Origin of the sequence: Vaginella massiliensis (assembly GCF_900089075.1) — a bacterium.
Classification (GTDB): Bacteria; Bacteroidota; Bacteroidia; order Flavobacteriales; family Weeksellaceae; genus Weeksella; species Weeksella massiliensis_A.
The window spans coordinates 775117-795745 of record NZ_LT593746.1 but is presented as its reverse complement, the minus strand read 5'-3'; the positions used below and the strand labels follow the sequence as shown (position 1 = coordinate 795745).

The window sequence follows — 20629 nt, the reverse complement described above, 5'->3', positions numbered from 1 at the left end:
TCATCCGTGTAGAATATATATTAATTTATATTCATTCTAAATATTTAAGTTGTAAATCTAGCAAAAAATCTTGTACCAAAGGTAGCAAATAATATGACAGAGAAAGAACTTAGCGGCATCAAAATTGCAGCGACAACTGGCTGTAAATATCCACTTACCGCAAAAGACAAGCCCACCAAGTTGTAGATAAAAGAAATTATAAAGGCGCCAATTACCAAACGCATCGCGATTTTCGACAGCTTCAAGAACCAAGGCAAACGTTCGAACTCTTTGGCGTCCAAAATTCCATCGCACGAGGGCGAAAAACTGTTCATGCTCTCGGTAATGGTAATGCCGACGTTCGCTTGCGCCAAAGCTCCAGCATCGTTCAGTCCGTCACCAATCATCAGCACTTTTTTACCTTTTTCTTGTAAATTTTTGATGTAATTGAGCTTATCATTCGGGGTCTGATTGAAATTGAATTTGGTGTTTGCCGGAAAAATTTTTCCTAAAAAATCTTGCTCAGCATCGTTATCGCCAGAGAGTACATGCAAATCGAATTTGGATAATTGATCGATGAGTTGTTCTAAGTTTTGACGGTATTTATTTTTGAATACATAGCGTCCCAAAATCACCTCATCCACCTTGATATACACCACGGTCTGATTCACAACAACCGCTTCATCGGCGCCAACAAATCCTTTGGAACCAATCAAATATTTTTTACCGTTCACAACTCCTTCTTGTCCTTTGCCCAAAACTTGTACGTAATCTTGTACTCTCAGATTAGAATCTACCTCGATTTTGTTGTAAAGCGAACGGCTCAACGGGTGATTCGAGTTGCGAAGAACGGCTTTTATCGCGCGTAAATCTTCGGTCGGAATGGCGTTTCCTTCATATTCGATTTGATCTGATTCGCTCTCGGTAATGGTTCCCGTTTTATCGAACACCACATCGGTAATGTCTGATAAATTTTCTATCGTTGTGGTATTTTTGATATAAAAATTATGGTTGCCAAAAACGCGCATCATATTCCCCAATGTAAATGGCGAAGACAATCCTAAAGCACACGGACAAGCAATGATGAGAATCGAGGTCACCACTTGCATTATCATCGACGGATTGTGAAAATACCAAAACACCGAAGACACTAAGCATAAAGTAAGAATGACATAGGTAAAATATTTTGCAACGTAATTGGTCAATACGTTGAGTTCTGAAGAGTTTTTCTTAAACGCATCGTTGTTCCAAAGCTGAGTAAGGTAACTTTGATTGATGTCTGAAATAATTTCCAATTCGACCGCTGGCCCAGAAATCCGTCCGCCTGCAAATATTTTATCGCCTTGTTTTTTCGAAATCAAACGCGATTCTCCCGTCACGAAACTATTGTCAACCATCGCTTCATCCTTCATCAAAATTGCATCTGCGGGCACAATTTCTTCGTTCCGTACAAGAATTCGATCACCTTTTTGCAGATCGGACAATAATATAGGAACTTCTTGCCCCTCGATCAACTTGGCAACAGCAATCGGATAAAACGATTTATAATCTCGGTCGAAAGATAAAGAATTGAAGGTCTGTTGCTGAAACCATTTGCCTGTGAGCATCAGGAACAACAAACTCGCCAACGAATCGAAATATCCCGGACTGACATCGAACGTGATGTCATAAGTGCTTTTGAAAAAAATAACAATTATTCCCAACGCAATCGGCACATCGAGGTTTACAATTCCGTTTTTCAAACCTTGCCAAGCCGATTTGTAATAATCTGTAGCCGAATACAGGAAAACAGGCAAAGCCAAAAAGAACATCGTCCATCGCAAGAAATGCTTGTTCTCTTCTAGCCATTTTTCTTTTACCGTTCCAAAAAACTCTACATACTCTGGAAAAGACAACATCATGATGTTTCCGAAGCAAAACCCCGCAACTACCAATTTTGCCACCAACGAGCGATCCACTTTCTTTTTCTTCTTTTCTACGGTATGAAGGTTGATCGATGGCTTATACCCCAAATCAGTCATCAACCTAGCCAAGTCGCCCAATTTCAGTTCGTCTCTGAAAGTAACTTGCACATTTTTTTCAGAAAAATTCACATGCGACGAAATAATATTAGGATTGATGGTTTCTAAACTCTCCAACAACCAAACACATGAGGTACAATGAATTACCGGAACATGAAACGTGACCACCGTAACTCCATCATCTGAGAAATCGACGACTTTATCAAAAATTTCTTTGGTATTGAGAAACTCAAATTGATGCGTATTTTTCTTATCGGGGCGAACGCCAGCATTACGATTGAGTTCATAGAAATCTTTAAGATCATTGAGGTTCAATATCTCATAAACAGTTTTACAACCTTGGCAGCAAAATTCCTTTTCATCAAAAGAAATTCGTTCCTCTTCTATCTGCTGCCCACAATGGAAACATTGCTCTGCCATAGTTTTACAAAATTACTTTCCATTCACAAGAATATCTTGTATCTTTGCATGACTTAAGTCATTAATCAAACATTTATATGTCAGAATTTAGCGAAAACCTTGACACCATCAAATACTTATTTGAAAACCCTGAAAAGTTAGGGATTTTTTCTAAAGAAGAATTAATCGAATTCAATACAGAAAGAAAAATTCTCTCCCTAAAAAAAGGAGATGAAATCATACAAGAAGGTGCAACCCCAAAAGGGATTTATTGCATGATAAAAGGGACAGCAAAATTATTTAAAGTTGGGTTTAATGGTAAGGAGCAAATCTTGCGATTTGTAAACGAAGGCGACATCATTGGGTATCGTTCTATTTTGAGCGGCGAACTCTACGGCGCATCGGCAACGGCAATGGGAAATTGTGAAATCTATTATGTACCCGAAAAATTCTTCATCAAAATCTTACAACACAATCCGAATTTAGCTTTCAATATCTTGCAACGTATTGCAAAAGATTTGGGCGAATATGCCCGCACCATCACCTATTTGGCTCAAAAAACCGTTCGCGAACGTTTGGCAGAAGTCTTGCTGCTGTTAGAAGCCAAATTGGGAACAGACAAAGACGGATTCATCAATATTTCGCTCACTCGCGAAGAAACAGCAAACCTCATCGGAACGGCTACAGAATCGGCAATTCGATTGATTTCGGAATACAAACAAGATCAGCTGATTGAGGTTGAGGGTAGAAAAATAAAAATTCTAGAGCATAAAAAATTGACCAAACTTGGACATGTAATCATGTAAGCGAATCAATTTTCAAGATATAAAAAAAAGGAATCGTTCGATTCCTTTTTTTGTGTTTTATGATTAAAATTTCTTCCTACAAAGAATTTCAAGTCAACGCTAATCATTTTACTCTTCTTCTGTTTCTTCTTCGTAATAATGAAACAAAAAGTTGTTGTATGGAAACCGCTGAATATGAATCTTTTTCACTTCTTCGTACACCGCTTTTCTTAATTCTTCCAAATTATCTCTTTCGGTGGCAGAGATAAACAGGGTTGGGTGTGGCGTTTTTGCCATCCAAGTTCGCTTCCAATCATCAAGTGAATAATTTCTGAAAGTTTTCTCTGTCAAATCATCCTCATCTTGTTTGATATAAGAAAAATTATCGATTTTGTTGAACACCATTACGGTAGGCTTTTCTTTGGCGTCGATCTCGGTAAGAATCTGATTTACCGAATTCACATGATCCTCAAAACTCGGGTGCGAAATATCGACAACATGAATGAGCAAATCTGCCTCGCGCACCTCGTCTAGGGTCGATTTGAAAGATTCTACCAATTGGGTTGGCAATTTTCTAATGAATCCAACCGTGTCGGTCAACAAAAAAGGCAAATTCCCGATAACAACTTTACGAACGGTGGTGTCTAAAGTTGCAAAAAGTTTGTTTTCTGCAAACACATCAGATTTGCTCAAAACGTTCATCAACGTCGATTTTCCAACATTGGTATAGCCCACCAAAGCCACGCGCACCATTGCCCCACGGTTGGTTCTTTGAGTTGCCATTTGCTTGTCTATGGATTTTAGTTTTTCTTTGAGCAAAGTAATCCGATCGCGAATGATTCGTCGGTCGGTTTCTATTTCGGTTTCACCCGGACCACGCATACCAATCCCACCTCGCTGTCTCTCCAAGTGCGTCCACATACGGGTGAGTCGAGGCAAAAGATATTGATACTGAGCCAACTCCACTTGGGTGCGTGCGTAAGAGGTTTGCGCTCGTTGCGCGAAAATGTCCAAAATCAATTGGGTGCGATCGATAATTTTTCGGTTCACCACTTTTTCTATATTCTTCAGTTGCGAAGGCGTAAGCTCATCGTCGAATATGACCGTATCGATGTTGTTTTCTTCTACATAATTGGTAATTTCTTCCAGTTTTCCGCTCCCTACAAAGAATTTAGAGTCTGGTCGATCTAATTTCTGCGTAAAGCGTTGCATCACTTCTGCTCCAGCTGTATAAGCCAAAAACTGAAGTTCATCCATGTATTCTGACAGCTTTTCTTCTGTTTGGTCGCGCGTTATCAATCCTACCAAAACTACTCTTTCGTATTGAGCTTCTTTTTTCTCTAACATGTATTTCTATAAGCTTTGTTGTGCAATTATACGGATTACAGCCGATTTTTCTATGCTTTGTTTGACAAACAAAAACCTCTTTTGTCTTGGCATAAAAGGTTGTTCTGTTCTTATATTATCAAATTTAATACCTTTCTGAAACTGAATCCGTTGTCGAAAATGGGGATGAATTCCCAAAATCCACTCGTCTATTTTTGTTTGATGATTGTTATTCTTTTTTCTAATTTCGGTCGAATGCGTTGCTGTTTTCTTGCCCATTGGGTAAGCGTAAAAAAATCTTCTACAGACTGCTGATCATGGGCAGAGATCAAAACATTTTCATAGCGTTGCAATTGCTTAAAATTATATTCGTTCAGCACCAAACGCAGGATTTGATCATCTTGTAAATTCGGAAAAACAATTATATGATCTTTCGCATTGTATTGGTAAGAAAAGCCTGAAACCTGCATAATTTTTGGTTTTTCTAACAAGAAATTCTTTAAAATAAAATCTTTCAAGTCACCAACTTTTATCGAAACCATTACTATTTTGTTGCCAAATGGGAGAAGCGTTCTCGCCGATTTCAGGGTAAAATCGCCATGAGGGACAGCATTTCTTATTCCGTTGGCATCTATCATTGCAGCATCGGCATCGTAATAAAATCGCATTGCATCGGTGATAAGATTTCCTGCCAATGATTCTCCTTTCAGACCAGATTGTACATCCAAATCGACGAGCAAATCGGCAACTTTCTCGTTGAGTTGGCGGTCTATAAAATCTTTTTCTTGCTGTTCGCGAATCGCCAATTTAGGGTCTTTTTTCACCTCTTGGTTCAAAGGAATTAACTGAATTGAAGGAAGTGAGTTTTTGGATAAAAGAATTTTGGCAACCGCACTCATATTGCCAGAAGGCGCAACGATAGGAGTTTTTCCGACAAAATTGATTTGCGAATTATACTCGTTGAGCTCCTCGGTAAGCACCAAATCGATTTGTGGGAACTGCTCTACCAAACGAATATTTTTTTCTAAATCCATCTGAGAAATCACCACAATTTTATCGATCGCAACCGACGAAAGAAGAGACAAAACTCGTTGCACCGAAAGAAAAATATCGTCTTGGCGAACGCGAGGGTCCTGAATTGTGGTTTGCATCTGATCGGTAAGACCAAGAAACAACAGAGTTTGATTCTCTATTTTTCGCAACAAATAAGTTGGCAAATGCAAGAAAGAATTGTTGTTGTCGTCTACCAAATTGGTGGTGAAAAACGAACCCGTAAATTGTGGAATCAATTGCTGTAAATGTTCTATTCCATAGTCGAATTCATGCTGACCAAAGTTGAGTATATCGACCGGAATTTGGTTAAAAACTCCTGGCATATTTTTACCTTTCAGCATTCCACCGTACAAAACACCGCCCACAAAATCACCCCCATGAATTGTAAGCGTAGACGGATTTTCTTTTTTACATTCGTCTACCACCGTTTTTAGCCGAGCGAAACCGCCTCTTCCGCCAGGCACATCGTCTAGTTCGTACAATTGATGAGCATCTGTAAAATAAAGCAATTGCACAGACTGTGCACTGAGAAAAGAACCGAGCAAGATAAAAATCAACCTAAGCATGGTCGTGAAAAAGTTTGGTTTTCGAGCATTAAAGGTAATAAAAGAAGTTTTGTTTAGACACTGCCCAACAAACTTTTTGACGAAAAGAAAATCAACCGAAAAATGAACAACGATGTATTTCTATGAGCTTATTTATTCCGTTCTGTTGTTTGCCTCTTCAATCATTTTCAAACTGCGTTGCAAGATGGGATCTTTTCCTTTTGCAATGTCGTCTGTGGTCGGTAAAATTTCGATTTCAGGAAATTTTCCTCTTCCTTTTACGCCTTCGGTTTTATAATTAGGTTTAATGGTGAGATGCCCAATCCTCAAATCCAGTTTAGAATTTGGCAATTTATAGGTAGGCATAATTCCGGCAACCGTCCCGTCGTAATTTCCGCCAGATTCTTCTCCTATAAAAACAGCTTGCGTATATTGGTCGAGCATGGTAATCAACAACGATGTAGCAGAAAAAGAACCGCCATTTATCAACACATAAAGCTGGTCTTGGTACTGATAATCCTTTACGGCATAAGGTTTAGCCGAGAACATTTTATAATAATAGTCGCCCTCTTTGTTTTTCTTGGTTTTGAAAAAACTATACACCGATTGGCTCATCCAAAAAGGAAATCCGATAATTTTTCCAGCCCACGTTTTCGACTGAGGGTAAGCCAAAGCCAACGAAGTCTTCGAAACAACTTTTGCTGGCTGCGTAAAGGCAATTGCTGGCTGATAAAGGTAGGCAAACAATTCTCGAGCGCTATGGGCATATCCGCCACCATTGTTGCGCAAATCCAACACCAAATGTTTCACATCGTGTTCGGCAATTGTTCTGAAAACCTCTGCAAAGGCTTTTGCTGGCACGCCTTTGGTAAAATTTCTCACTTTCAACACCGCAGTTGTGCTGTCTTGTGTAGGAAAAGACAGTTCTATGGTATAAGTTTTCGATTGCTCATCGTAGCCAAAATTTCTATTTTTTATTCGATTTTGTTTTCGTTCTATTTTGGTTAACTTTGGTTTCGCTACCGAATCTTTTTTCAGTTCTTTTGCTTTTGTCTTTTCTTCTATTTTTTTTCTGAAAACGGTTTTAGTAAAGACAGAATCTGCCGTTTCGAATTGCAAAACAATTGAATCTTGTATACCGTGTTCTAAGGAAAAAAAATAGCTAAACTGTCGCGACAACTGATTGGCAACAAAGGTTTTGTTGTAGCCGTCAGAAAATTCTATTTTTGCGTATTTCTGATAAATTTCGGATACAGGCTGATGATTGACATGCGTGATTTTGCCACCAATTGGTAAACTTTTGTTGACTGATGAATTGCCGATGAGCAATAAATAATTGGGTGTAAAATGAAATTTCAACTGACTGAAGGGTCCCATGGTTTTGAGCAATTCTTTTTGCCTAGCTTTTTCTATTTTCGGACTAGGCGCAACAAGCGACGTATGGACTGTTTTTAAATATTTTTAAGTAATCATAAACAATCATTATATTGTTATTCAATATTTTACATACCAACAAGTATTACTACATCTCTTTAAATAACACTCATTTTAGTCCATGATTTTACAAACACGGACTAAAAGATATTGTTAAATTTACTCATCTCATTTGCTTTAATCTCAGTTGCAATATCAATATATGGCTTCATTGCTTTATAATCACTATGACCAGTCCACTTCATTATTACTTGTGGTGGTATTCCTAGTGCAAGTGCATTACAGATAAATGTTCTTCGTCCTGCATGGGTTCCTAGTAATGCATATTTCGGATAAACTTCATCAATTCTTTTTTTTCCTATATAATAAGTTTCCCTTATTATTTCATTAATCCCAGCTAACTTTGCCAATTCCTTTAAATGGTCATTCATTGTTTGATTCCTTATTACAGGTAAGGCTTTATTTGAATCAAAGGTTTGATTAGCATATTTCTCCAATATCGACCTACTATGTTTATTCAATTCAATTATTAAAGAATCAGCCGTCTTTAAAGTAGTAATTTCAATGTGGCTTTCTTTAACATCTGTTTTTTTTAAGTTTTCAACATCAGAGTATCTCAAACCTGTATAGCATTGAAAAAGAAAAACATCTCTTACTTTTTCTAAATGTTTTTTATCACTTGGAATTATATAGTCTCTGAGCTGAATAAGTTCATTACTACTCAAGAATATAATTTTCTTTTTGTATTGGGTTAATTTGGGTTGGAAAAATTTAAAATCCTCTATTTTCAGATATTCCTTTTTATAAGACCATTTTAAAAAAATCTTGAACAATGCTATTGTTTTTACAATGGTCGTATTTTTGTGTTTTATGCCTTGCAAATAAAACACAAAACCATAAAGCGTTTCCTTCGTGCATTCACTAAATTTAAGATTTTGATTAAAATTATATAAATGCGCTTTTAAAGTTTTATATTTTTGATATGTTCTGGAAGACCATTGATTTATTTCTGTTTCTTCATTTAAAAAAAGATCATAAATCTTATAAAAACTCTCCTCAACATTGGCTTTATCTCTTCCTATACATCTATTAAATTGTTGTTTAAAATCCTGAATTTCAGGAATTACATTTTTTGTTTGATAATTATTGAATAGATTTTCACAAGCTTTCTCAAATAGGTTTAGTCTTTTATTTATTTCCGATGCTGGTACTTTTTTAGGACCATGAGTAGTATTAGTTTTACATCTTTGAGTTTCCAAAGACCATTTATCAATTTCAACTCTGTACCCAACACTAAAGGAAACAATTCTCTTATTGTTATTCCACTTTATTCGATAACGTAATTTTGCAGTAGGGTTATCAACCTCTTTATCGAGTAAGAACTGTGCATGGTATTTTATCAGCATTTTATTCCATATTAAATTTGAAGAAACACTATCTCCATGTTATTTATTTTTTAGTATTTCTAAAAGTGTTGTTGTTTGCGCTTGACTCTCTGAAAGATGTTCTTGACAAACCTTTAAACGCTCTGTAAGCTCTTTTTTCAAATCAACCATATCATTATGAGAAATTGTAATATTTCCATTATTCCCATTTATATTGCTTCCAATATTTTTATTATTATTCCCATTATTTGAAACATTTTGAGAATCCTTCAATAACATTTCACCTTCATCTAGTATTAACCAATGAGGATTAGTCTGAGGATAATTAATCAATATATTCTTTATTGCATCTGAATTGATAGGTCTATTTTTCTTCTCTCCCGTGAAATTACTATAAGTTATCCCTATTTTTTTAAAAAAAACCTGTTTACTAACTTCCACAGTTTCAGCCAACAAAAGTATTCTTTCTTTAATATTAGTCAATTTATTCTCCATAAATTTGTTTTATATAGAATTATTTCTCTATATTTGTGATGGTATTTAAACAATGTATAACACAATAACTTAAACAAAGTTAAATAAAAAATGTAATCTTTTATTATGACTGCAAAACATCTTGATTTAAGAACTCCTCTACAACGCGAAAAGGACGAACGAAACAAAAAAATACATCAAGAGTATAAAGAAATTCTTGAAAACCCTCCAGAAAATTTCACAAAATGGGCAATATGGCGTGCAATAGGCGAAAAATACGGATTACAAGCACAGGGCGTTCGGGTGATTATTTCAAAAATGGAACAACATTCAAAATCTGAGAAAGATGGAAAACTATAATAAACCAATATGGCAGTTAACAGTAGGAGAATTTCTAGAGTTATTGAATAAAAATAATTCCAACAACGTCGAACCTCCGAAAACGGAAAAAGAATACGCCTATGGAATTAATGGATTAGCAATGTTATTAGGGTGCTCAAAAAATTACGCATGGAAATTAAAATCATCTGGTTTGTTCGACGAAGCAATTATTCAAAATGGCAGAAAAATTATAATTGACAAAGAGAAAGCATTAGAACTATTTAATAAAAAAAGCTAAAATGAAAAATATAAATCCAAATACAACTTTAGCTGAACTCACAGTTGCCGAATTTATCGAATTGCAAAACTCTATGAATAATAAGGACAAAAAAACATATGTCTATGGAATTAAGGGAATAGCAAAAATATTAGGTTGTTCACGTTCAAAGGCTGCAGAAGTAAAGAAATCAGGAATTTTAGATGATGCGATTTTTCAAAACAGAAATACTATTGTTGTTGACGTTGAAAAAGCATTACAATTATTTGGGAATAAGAAATGAAATATATCGATTTAATAGAACGATTTTGGCAAATTAACACAGAACATCAATTAGGCTGTGCAAGTGTGTCATTGTATTTGTATCTATTAGAACAATATAAAAACAACGATTTCACTGATTTCAGTTTTCCAGACTTGAGGATTAAACAGGATTTAAAAATATCTATGAACACTATCAAGGCTTCTAAAATCAAGTTAAGAAATATTGGACTGATACATTATAAAACATCCAACGGTATCCCTTGCCAATATAAAATCCTTGAAAATCCTTTATGGCACCAAACCCACCTTCCAACGAGTCTTAAAACAAAAGCACCCCCTTTAAAAGTTGATAAAAAACAACCAGCTAAAATTGAACAGTTAGAAACTGTTCCTCAAACAATTCCTTTAAAAAAAGAAAATAACATTCCAGATTTTGCAGAGTTTCTTGCGTACGCCAAAACATTAAATGGATACACAGCTGAACTGGATTCGCTCATCGAAGCTAAGTATGGAAGCTGGATTGAGAACAACTGGAAAACTGGTTACGACAAACCAATTACCAACTGGAAAAGTACAATTAGGAATACTCTTCCTTATTTGAAAAACTCCCTGCCAAATCAAAAAATAGAATTACCAACGATTACACGCCCAAAATCTACCTATAACGAATAACTATGGATAAAAATTATGATGTAAATATTGAAAATATGGTTTTAGGTATGTTAATCACAGATCCAAAAAGCATTGTATATCATTTTACTAAACTAAGTCACAACTTATTTTACGATAAAGACAACCAATTAATTTTTGATGTTATAGACAAAAAATTTAAAGCGAATGAACCAATCGACCTTGTATTGATTTGCCTTGAATTGGAGCGTATTAATAGAAAAGATTTAGATGCTCATGTGATAAATATTACTTCAAGCGTTACATCAAGTGCAAATTTAGAATATTACATAATTGTATTGGTTGAGCTTTATATCAAAAGGGATTTCATTCATCAGTTCAATACACTGATAACATTAGCTAAGGATCCGACTGAAGATATATTTAATTTACGTGACAAAGCAATTTCTACTTTTGAAAATCTTTTTATTGATAAATTCATTGAACAAAATAAATCAATCAATTCATTTCCACAATTAATCAATCTTGTTGAAGATAAGTCAAAGAAAATCGGTAATCAACAACTCCCTGGATTAAGAACTTCACTTGGAATTATAAACAAAGCCATCGGAGGTTGGCAAAACGCAGACTTAACCATCGTTGCAGGAAGACCAGGAATGGGAAAAACTGCATTTATGATTCAGCAAATCGTTGATGTTGCTAAACAAGGTAAAAGCTGTGCCGTTTTTTCTTTAGAAATGAGCTCTGAACAAATTGCAGGGAGAATAGTGAATAATTTCACGGATATTCCTAATTACTCTATTCTAAGAAAAGGCATGAGTGTGGATGAATGGAAAACATTTCATTATTACAAAGACACCTTATCTTCACTCCCAATCCACATTGACGACACACCAGCCATCACCATAAACAATCTTCGATTAAAAGCAAGAATGCTACGTTTGCGCTATCATATCGATATTATTTTTGTAGATTATTTACAGTTAATGTCTGCGGACAGTAAATTCAACAATAGAGAGCAAGAAATATCTACAATTTCACGCTCATTAAAAGCCCTTGCAAAAGAATTAAACATACCTGTAATTGCATTATCTCAACTCTCACGAAAAGTAGAGGAACGTATAGATAAACGCCCTTTGTTATCAGATTTACGTGATTCGGGATCAATTGAACAAGATGCCGATGAAGTTATATTTCTGTATCGTCCAGAGTATTATGGTATAGAATTTTGGGGAGACGAATATAACAATGGTAAAACAAACAATCAGATAGAAATCATTATACAAAAAAACCGACAAGGAGGAATCCTCTCAGAACGCTATGGCGTTGATCTTCCAACTTCTAAATTTTACGAATTATAAACACCAAATTTTAAATATGAATACAATATCGATTTCCTTTCAAAACCTTTCTCCAGAAGAAAATAAACTCTGCAACACCTGTTTGAATATTCTTCAAAATAATATGCAAGATCATGATGAGTTTATCAGGTTTTTAGAACTATTCAATCGCCTGTGCATTGAGACAAATTACAATCCAAACCAACTAAAATTGTTTTAATAAGAGAATAAGTAACAAAGTAAAAGTAAACATAGCAAATGATTTATTTAATTTAATTGACCTAGGAATTTCCTCATTATCAAACGAAGTTCAGATTGGTTTTGCACGTAATGTAAATTTAGACAACGGTTTTGATTTCAATCATATTCAACTGCACGGATGGATTGTGAATAAAAATGCGGATCAACAGTTCATGGGGGTGTTACCTGAATGGATTGCTGGAAAATCAAACTTGAAAAAAGAAAAACGATACAAAAATTTCTTCTACCATATAGAGATTATGGATGACTCTTCAGAAATAAGAGAAGATTACGAAGTGACCATCAAAAAACGCTATGAACGAGCCGTCAAAATGTTTTATAATTTGATAAAAAATAAATCAAATTTTCTGTAATGTAATTAAATCGTATTTTTATCATGAATTTATTAGACCAAAGCCACCTAATGGACATAACAACCACAGAAGTTGAATATGAAGCAAAACTTCATTGGATATCATATGTAATACCAATACTAATGATAAGTATTGGTGCGCTAGGAATACTCCCAGCTATAATATTTCGAGGGTTTTTCCAATTTGTTGCATTTTTCTTAGTTTTTCTATTTTTTAAAGGAATTCTAAAATATTTTCGAAACAAAACCACAAAAATATTTTTAACCGACAAATTGTTGACGTTTCAAACAGGAATATTCAGCAAATACATTTCCGATATATCATTACAAAGGCTTGAAGGTATATCCATTCATCAATCATTGTTGGGAAAAACATTCAATTATGGGACCATTAATGTAAGCACAGGAGAAATAACACACCATTATTTTATCTCCAATCCCTTAGAACTCAGAAGTTTTATTATAGAAAAACATAAACAACAAATATAAAAAAATGAAAAAACTAATTTTAATCGGATTTTTTTATCTTTCTGCATCCAATGTCTTAAATGCGCAGCTCCCCGTTTCATCCATTCAAAACACAGGCAATGAGCTGGTCATTAATGATTCAATCAGCATAAAAAAAGGAGACAATATTAAAGTTTATCTACCTGTCGGGAAAGATTTTATGTTTGTAAAGCCTGTTAAAAAATTTAATACTAAACTATTAGGCTCGGTAGCAAATATAGCTAGTACAGGAGCAACTGCGGTAGGCGTTGGAACTGGAAATCTGAAAGTATTGACAGAATCTATGAAAGTTTACCGAACGGCTTCTGCAGTACAATATGGTGTAGAAGCTTTGGATAAAATACAAGAATTACCAATCTCTAACAATGCTAAAAAAATTGCGGGTAAAGACTTTGAAGTTGTAGATTGGAATTTCAATAATGATGACGGTTATTCTTTGAACACTAAGTTTGAAAACAAAACCTATCAAATTTCTTTACAAGAAGCTTTAATAACTGGAGAGATTAAACTTAATAATGAAATAGTAGAATAGTTTTTACTCATTTCTAAATTTATCATAAAAAGAATAAAGAGGTTGACCTTTTGGGGACTCCTCTTTATCTTTTTAATCCAGGTCTATTTTTGTGTTGCAAATTTTCGAAAGCTTCTTCTATTTTACTAAGCGCTTCTTTTACATTTTCTTTCAAACCTGATTCTATCTCAGAAAGAGTAATTCTACCTCGGTTAATAATATTTTGAAGACGTTCTTTATCATTTTCTAATTGGACTTCTCTTGTGATTTCCACATATTCTGAAGGTTTCATTTTAAGATTCCATTTGTCGTTTTCCAAAATAAAACTTTCAATATGTTTTTTTGCTTGATAATTATAAAGATGTATTTTTTCTACTGCCTTTTCATCATACAATAAATCTAACGCTTTTGGAAGTCCATTGACTGCATTGTTATGAGATTCCATTTCTGCTAAGCGTCCCCAGCCTTGAAAATTAATTTCTTCTTGATAACGAACAAATAAGCCCAATGCTGTAAATATTGCAGGTGCAGAAATAGCGAGTGCTTCTACCTTAAATCCATTTTCTTGAAAGAGTTTGGCTGTTTTCAATGGAATCTGAGGGTTTCTCATTGTCCCCTCGATAATGATATTGTACTTATTCTCAATTGCTTTTTGAATCAAAGCTTCTGTAAAAACATTTGAAAATATTTGAGTTTCCGCTGAAAATAAGTTGGGTAGTTTCTTTAGTTCTGAATAATGTGGGTGAAATTCTCTGTAAATATCTCCATTGACAATAAGAAAATTCTTTGTAGGATTTTTATATATTACAATACTCGCAAGATTACTTTTCCCAGATGCTGGTTGCCCTCCTAATATATATGCAAGTGGTTCCTTTTGTGATTCTAAACCTCGTAAAAGATAATTTTTTTCTTTCTCAAAAATTTCTTCAACTAACGAATTGTTCATTTTCTTGCTTTAATATTTTGCTGTAAAGTCGAACAATTTTATCCATTACTGACAGTTTTAAATATTCATTATTTCCATATAGAATTTTTTCTTCTTCTATATACATATCAATTTCTTGTTCTAATTTTTGAATCTCAAACGAGCTTTCAGTTTTGGATACTTCTTTAATTTTTCGAACCTTCATAGAACCTACTATTTGAAGTGCTGTGTCTAAACTAATTGGATATTCCATAATGATACTATTTTAATACAAATTTACTGATTTTCTAACACAATATCACCTTTTTATTCCCTCATAAATCTGTTCTATTTCTTCCTTAGCTAAATTCATCGGTTCCAGTTTCTCTACTGGAAAAAGCTCGGCATTTTCTGTCTTTCGTTCTAAAACAATATTTATTTTCGATTTAGATTCTTGAAGTAATTGTTTTTCCATTCTATACGTTTCAATGAGTTCTGCTCTTACATTAGGTAAATTCTCTAATTTATCTTCAAGCTCCTTGATTTTGTTTTCGGTAATTTCTGTTTGACTTTTTATTTCTGCAACATTCACTCCTTTTTTAGCTAAATTTTGAACTACTTCATCAACGTTCTTTTGTGCAGCATTAATTTTATTTTGATATAATGGTAATTGATTTTTCCAATATTCGTTATTATTATTTTCTGAATATCCCAAAATACGATTGTAATCTGCTTCAGCTTTTTTAACTTCAAACAAGGCATTATTATACTCTTCAAACTTTCTCAAAACAAAAGCAGAATCAGAATAAAATTTATTCTTTTCACTTTCAATTTTTTTCTTCAACAATTCAATTTCAATATCAGCTCTTGTCGTGGGATCTGTTATAATAGCAGTTTTGAGTTCCTGTGTATCAATATCAGATATATCCAAAACATCAGCTCCTTTTTTCATGGCTTCTAAATATCTTGCCTGTTTAGCTTGAAGCTTTTGTAACATAAACACATCAATACTGTCATTTGTAAGCATAAAATTCATTCGAACATGTTCATGTTGATTTCCTTGTCTCCAGGATCTACCTTCAACCTGCCTCAATGATGTAAAATTATACGGCAACGATAAAAGATAGGTATCCGTTGTTTTCATTTGCAAGTTCATTCCTTCTTGAATCGCTTCGCTTCCAATAATCACTTTTATTTTACCATTGTTAAAATCATTTTGAATTTTAAGTCGGTTTGGTTTAGTGGTTTTCCCTGTAATAATTCCTACTTCTGAATCTTTAAGTCCAATTTCGACCATTAAATATTCCTTTAATTTGGGGAATTCTGAAACGGCTAATTCTGAATATATGATTTGACCACCATCTGGAATGTCTTTTAAATTTTGCTCAATCAACTTCATGGTTTCATGAAGTTTTGGAGAATTTTCAATAAATTCTTTTAATGTTGGCTGTTCACCATCGTAAAATGGGGATAGATAGGGTGAAATGGCAATTAATCGGGCATTTAGAATATGTGTTAATATTGCTCCTTTTTCAGATTCACTAAAATTCTGATTTAACAAGTCATATTGCTCTTTAGTCAAATCATTTTGATCAATTTTATATTCTTTATTTATTTTAGTTGGGCGAACTAGTTCGGGATTATCATCTTCACCTTTTATATCAATAAACTCCGAAAGCAATTGTTGAAATAGCGTATTGTTTTTAAATCTTCTCACATTAGTTTTAAACTTAACATCTCCTTTAGCATCAATCTCCATATCATTGTCCGCCTCCATAAAAGTTTCAAAGAAATTATTGATATTAAAATAGCCCTTTTCTTCTAATCTGTTATTGGCGATCAAAGATAAAATTGAATAATATTCTAATGGTTTATTTGTAAAAGGAGTTGCAGAAAGTAAAGTTACATTACGTCCGTTTTGCTGTTCTTGAATGTATTGAGCTGCCATCCAAGTATTGATCCCTAATTTAGAGGTTTGTTGATTTTGACTTCTGAAATCAGATGCAAAGCGTCTATCTTCAATTCTTACTTTACCAACGATGTGATTTGCATTGTGAACTTCATCAAACGTTAAATGGTCAAACTTAAAATCTTCCCAGTCGTATATTTTTCCACGCTTCATTTTTCCTTCAATCTCTTTTTCTTTCTGCATTTCAATTTGTTCGTCTCTTGTCGTATTGGTAACACTTTTCATTTCACTTGCAGAAATATAGTTGAATTTATTTGCCAGTCGTTCTGTAATTTCCTTTGAAAATCCAATGTTATTGAATCCTTCGTATGTTACAATTGTAATTTCATTGTCTTTGTTGTCAAACTTTGATAAATCATAATCCTTTCCAAGATTCCCTAAAACGTTTACTTTGGCATTAGGTATGGTTTCAAAAATGGTATCAACCCATTGTTTTAATATACTTTCGTTTGGAACAACTATTAATGGACGTTTGGCATTATTTCTTTCCATGGCTTCATGCATGGATAATATTCCCGATAATGTTTTACCAAAACCTACTTCATGCGCCAATAAACCTACTCCTTTGGTGGTATTTCTACCTATTCCTGCTTTTTGGACTTCTGTTAATTTAAGCTCGCGACCTTTGAAGTTTAAATGTATTTTCGAAAATAAAGGGAATTTTGAATAGTCCGGCACATGGATATTATTATAATTTTGATTGAATTCTTTTGTGAATCTATGTTTCAAATCTTCATCCAATTCTTCATTTATAAATTTAGAAAACAAATCGTTTGCTGCTTCTTTTCTTCTCTCCCGAATCAAGGCATTTCTCTCTTTGTCACTACCAGTGACCGTTTCATTATCTACAAAGCTTCTAACCTCCCACGATGATGATCCTTGAAAAGCTTCGTATGGCAAAGTGTCGACAAAATCCTTAAATTTATCTGCAAGGGTATAATCCACAACCACCGTTTCCATTTTTTTAGTAGAAAAGTTATACCTTGATTTCTCAGTTGTTCCCAAATCAAATTTGTGAATGAATTCATGATTGGGCGAAATGATAATTTCTCCTAACTTTTTGGGCGTTGGTAAAACACTTTCCAATAATTGTTTTTGTTTAATGTATTGTGCCGAGTTTTTATCTTCAAAATCATTTTCTAATTGCTGCAGTTTTTTATAAATATTTCCTTCAGCATAATAGAAATCATGAAACCACACCCCATTCATATAATTGGCGTGTTCAGCATGCAATTCATGATTATTTATAGTACCATCGTAGTTGGTGTCTATAAAAGCTTTTAATTCTTTATCTGATAAGTTTGAATTGTTTTGTTCATTGAAATTGACAATTTCATCCTCTTTTTCAAATTGATATTTCAGTATTTTTTTTGAAATATTAGGTGTTTTTTGAAGCGTATATTCAGCGTTGTTTTTGGATGAGTTATTTACAATCCTTTCAGCTCGGATTTTAATTTTCTCAATTTGCTGAACCGATAATTGATTTTCACTCAGTTGTGTCTGATACGTTTCAAATTTGGTAAGTTCTGATTTTGTCGCAGGAGATTTGAATTTTATACTTTCTAAAGCTTCAATTGCAGATGCAATTACTTCTTGAACATCATCGTTATTTTCCGTTGTAAGTATAGGTTTAATGTCTTCTGCTTCATCATTTGGCTTTATTGGTTGTAATTGATTATTTGAAACAATATGTGCCTGTTCAAACATATTCGTTTGAATTCCATCGTGTCTTTTTTTATTCAATTGTTCTATTGTAGCTAAGGCATCATCCAAACTTCCATGTACATATTTTTCTAATCTGCCAAAGCGGTTTGTTTTTTCACGAATTTCACCCAAAACATTTTGAGGGTTTTTAATGAAATAGTCTGAAATGTTATGTTCTTTTGATTGGATTGATTTTCTTAAAATAATAATATCCGTACCAATCTGAGTTCCTGCAAATGCACCAGAGGGAAGTCTGAATCCTGTTTCTATTTCTGCACCTTCTAATTTTTTTTGTCTATTCAACCAACTCGAAGGTAGAACCATGGCAAGTGTGCCATTTTCAATCAATACATCCAAACTTCGTTTGACGAAGTAATCTTCATACTTTGCAATCTTTGGCTCTTCTCCCAATCCTTTATAAAGTCCTCGGTGTTTACCATACGGAGGATTCCCAAGAATTAAATCATAGGTTTGATTTTGTTCCTTTTTAAAACCGTTTTCATCAATAAATTCAGTTTCAAATGAACGTACATTAATTTCTGTTTGTGGATGAAATATTTTAGCAATTTTAGCTGTTGTTTCATTAATTTCAAATGCTGTTGCAAAGGATTGAATATTTAGGTCTTTTAATAGGTTTAAAAAGTTTCCAGTTCCAACGCTAGGTTCTAAAACTTTTAGTGGTTTATTGTTCTCAAAATTATTTTTGATTAAGTTTTTTACTGCATCTACGATTGGCAGATCGGTATAATATTCATCCAAGATTCCTCTACCTTCTTTTGCTATACCGCCACTTTTAAATTGATTTGCAATATTTTTTAAGTCATCTGTAATTTGAATATTATCTTTTAAAAGAATTTTCATATCGTCCGAAACAATACAAGCTGCAGACACTACTTCGCTGACTTCATCATTTGATAATTTTTTGTCCTTATATTTTAAGATGAGTTCATCAAGCTCTGGAATGTTGGTTGAATTGTTTAATATTCTCCCCAAGGGTTTTTCGATTCCAACATCTTTTTGTTGTGAATGGTCAATGGATCCTCCTCTTGATTCAGCGATTCTCCTGTCTTCATTTTCTGTTCGGATAGGTCCATCTCCAACATTTTTGCTGTCCACATTTTGTCTTCCAGTGTAATGTTCTTCTTGTTGGGATTCGCTCTTTTTGTCAAGCTCTCTATTGTCCTGTTTAGATGTTCTACCTTCCACTGACTTAACATCGGAAATTCTTGTGGATTCAATTTTATGGTCATACTTTACTTCGTTTTGATTAATATTTATTTTTTCAGTCTTAATTTTTGATTTCAAATAATCGTTCAAGTCATTATTGCCATTTTCGGATATATTGTAAAATGGACGAATATCTTTGATGTTTTTAACAGAAAACTCCTTCAGTATTTTTTGAGTAGCTAAGCTCCCTGCATTATCCCCATCCAAGCACAAAAATATTTTACCGTCAAAATTCTTATATAAATCCAAAAAACGATCAGTATTCGTGATGGAATTCAACGATATTAAAGTACGATTATTTTTGTTGTTATTCAATTTTTGCAGTTGAAGAAATGATAATAAATCGGTCATACCTTCAAATAAAACAATTTCATTTTTAGAGCCTTTAATTTCAGAAAGGTCAGTTTTACCAATTTTAATTTTAGCTAAAGGGTTTCTGACTTCGAAACCGCCAGAATAATTTTCTAAACCAATTCCAAAGAACTTTCTTCCGTTGTTAGAATAATGAATTTGCTTGGTATTTTCTTGCAATACAGCTGTTGAAATACCTCGTTCATTGAAATAAGCTAACAGTTTTTCATTATTCGGTTTTCCTGTATACTGAATTTTAATTTCAGAATAATTATTATTTTCTCTTAATTTGAAATCTTTTTTTCTTTCTGCAATTAATGAAAGATTATTTCCATCAAAGTTTTTTAAAAAATCAATTGCTTCTTTCCATGATTTATTTTCAAAGGTCATTACTGCTTTCAAAATCTTACCTCCTTCATTATTTTGAAAATCAAAAAATCCTCTGTCATTAACTGCGTATTTATTATGATTGTCCTTAAAAAATAAATCTCTTCCTTTTTTCGTTTCAAATTTTACTTTCCCTTTTTCTTCGAGATATAGGAAGTAATCTAACACAGAAACACTTTTTGAAATTTCTTCAATTTCTTCTTTAGTGTATAAATGGTCCATT

At 33.6% G+C, this 20629-nt stretch carries 18 protein-coding genes; 9 read left to right on the top strand and 9 right to left on the bottom strand.

Features of this window, described 5'->3' with window-relative positions; genetic code table 11:
* Positions 1–44: 44 nt before the first annotated feature.
* Entirely contained in the window at positions 45–2420 is a 2376-nt protein-coding gene (locus BN8061_RS05020) for a heavy metal translocating P-type ATPase (RefSeq protein ID WP_068597037.1), read from the bottom strand.
* 77 nt (positions 2421–2497) lie between these two features.
* On the opposite strand from BN8061_RS05020, the gene BN8061_RS05015 reads away from it, so the two are divergent.
* On the top strand, positions 2498–3205 hold the full coding sequence (locus tag BN8061_RS05015; RefSeq protein WP_068597035.1) for a Crp/Fnr family transcriptional regulator: 708 nt from the start codon (positions 2498–2500) through the stop codon (positions 3203–3205).
* Positions 3206–3313: 108 nt separating this feature from the next.
* Here the strand turns inward: BN8061_RS05015 and hflX are convergent, their stop codons facing one another.
* The 5 genes from hflX to BN8061_RS04990 all read right to left on the bottom strand — a co-directional run bounded on the left by hflX (position 3314) and on the right by BN8061_RS04990 (position 9422).
* On the bottom strand, positions 3314–4531 hold the full coding sequence (gene hflX / locus BN8061_RS05010; protein ID WP_068597033.1) for a GTPase HflX: 1218 nt from the start codon (positions 4529–4531) through the stop codon (positions 3314–3316).
* 188 nt (positions 4532–4719) lie between these two features.
* On the bottom strand, positions 4720–6129 hold the full coding sequence (locus BN8061_RS05005; RefSeq protein ID WP_068597031.1) for a bifunctional metallophosphatase/5'-nucleotidase: 1410 nt from the start codon (positions 6127–6129) through the stop codon (positions 4720–4722).
* Between the two features lie 132 nt (positions 6130–6261).
* A complete protein-coding gene (locus BN8061_RS05000) occupies positions 6262–7485 on the bottom strand; it encodes a S41 family peptidase (protein ID WP_068597030.1) in 1224 nt (407 codons plus the stop codon).
* 197 nt (positions 7486–7682) lie between these two features.
* The gene (locus BN8061_RS04995) at positions 7683–8948 is read right to left on the bottom strand and encodes a site-specific integrase (RefSeq protein WP_068597028.1); all 1266 of its coding nucleotides are present in this window, start codon (positions 8946–8948) and stop codon (positions 7683–7685) included.
* A 39-nt stretch (positions 8949–8987) separates the two neighbouring features.
* A complete protein-coding gene (locus BN8061_RS04990) occupies positions 8988–9422 on the bottom strand; it encodes a hypothetical protein (RefSeq protein WP_094745860.1) in 435 nt (144 codons plus the stop codon).
* A gap of 105 nt (positions 9423–9527) precedes the next feature.
* On the opposite strand from BN8061_RS04990, the gene BN8061_RS04985 reads away from it, so the two are divergent.
* The 8 genes from BN8061_RS04985 (at position 9528) to BN8061_RS04950 (ending at position 13885) form a co-directional block, all read left to right on the top strand.
* The gene (locus BN8061_RS04985; protein ID WP_068597026.1) at positions 9528–9761 is read left to right on the top strand and encodes a hypothetical protein; all 234 of its coding nucleotides are present in this window, start codon (positions 9528–9530) and stop codon (positions 9759–9761) included.
* Entirely contained in the window at positions 9748–10020 is a 273-nt protein-coding gene (locus tag BN8061_RS04980) for a DUF3853 family protein (RefSeq protein WP_068597024.1), read from the top strand. The genes BN8061_RS04985 and BN8061_RS04980 overlap by 14 nt, the downstream gene beginning before the upstream one ends.
* Position 10021: 1 nt before the next feature.
* Positions 10022–10282, top strand: a complete 261-nt coding sequence (locus tag BN8061_RS04975; protein WP_068597022.1) for a DUF3853 family protein — start codon at positions 10022–10024, stop codon at positions 10280–10282.
* Complete coding sequence (locus BN8061_RS04970; protein ID WP_068597020.1) at positions 10279–10935, top strand: hypothetical protein; 657 nt, start codon at positions 10279–10281, stop codon at positions 10933–10935. The genes BN8061_RS04975 and BN8061_RS04970 overlap by 4 nt, the downstream gene beginning before the upstream one ends.
* Before the next feature lie 2 nt (positions 10936–10937).
* Positions 10938–12254, top strand: coding sequence for a replicative DNA helicase (locus BN8061_RS04965; protein ID WP_068597019.1), 1317 nt, complete (start codon positions 10938–10940; stop codon positions 12252–12254).
* A 365-nt stretch (positions 12255–12619) separates the two neighbouring features.
* A complete protein-coding gene (locus BN8061_RS04960) occupies positions 12620–12847 on the top strand; it encodes a hypothetical protein (protein ID WP_068597017.1) in 228 nt (75 codons plus the stop codon).
* 23 nt (positions 12848–12870) lie between these two features.
* Positions 12871–13335, top strand: coding sequence for a PH domain-containing protein (locus BN8061_RS04955; protein ID WP_235802688.1), 465 nt, complete (start codon positions 12871–12873; stop codon positions 13333–13335).
* A 4-nt stretch (positions 13336–13339) separates the two neighbouring features.
* Complete coding sequence (locus tag BN8061_RS04950; RefSeq protein ID WP_068597013.1) at positions 13340–13885, top strand: hypothetical protein; 546 nt, start codon at positions 13340–13342, stop codon at positions 13883–13885.
* Positions 13886–13949: 64 nt separating this feature from the next.
* Here the strand turns inward: BN8061_RS04950 and BN8061_RS04945 are convergent, their stop codons facing one another.
* From BN8061_RS04945 to BN8061_RS04935, 3 genes are read right to left on the bottom strand one after another with little or no spacing between them, the layout of a single operon-like run.
* Complete coding sequence (locus BN8061_RS04945) at positions 13950–14810, bottom strand: zeta toxin family protein (RefSeq protein WP_068597011.1); 861 nt, start codon at positions 14808–14810, stop codon at positions 13950–13952.
* Positions 14791–15042, bottom strand: a complete 252-nt coding sequence (locus BN8061_RS04940) for a hypothetical protein (RefSeq protein ID WP_068597009.1) — start codon at positions 15040–15042, stop codon at positions 14791–14793. Before BN8061_RS04940 ends, BN8061_RS04945 begins: the two co-directional genes overlap by 20 nt.
* A 45-nt stretch (positions 15043–15087) precedes the next feature.
* Positions 15088–20628: a toprim domain-containing protein gene (locus BN8061_RS04935; protein ID WP_094745859.1), complete on the bottom strand. Its 5541-nt coding sequence runs from the start codon at positions 20626–20628 to the stop codon at positions 15088–15090.
* Position 20629: the final 1 nt, after the last annotated feature.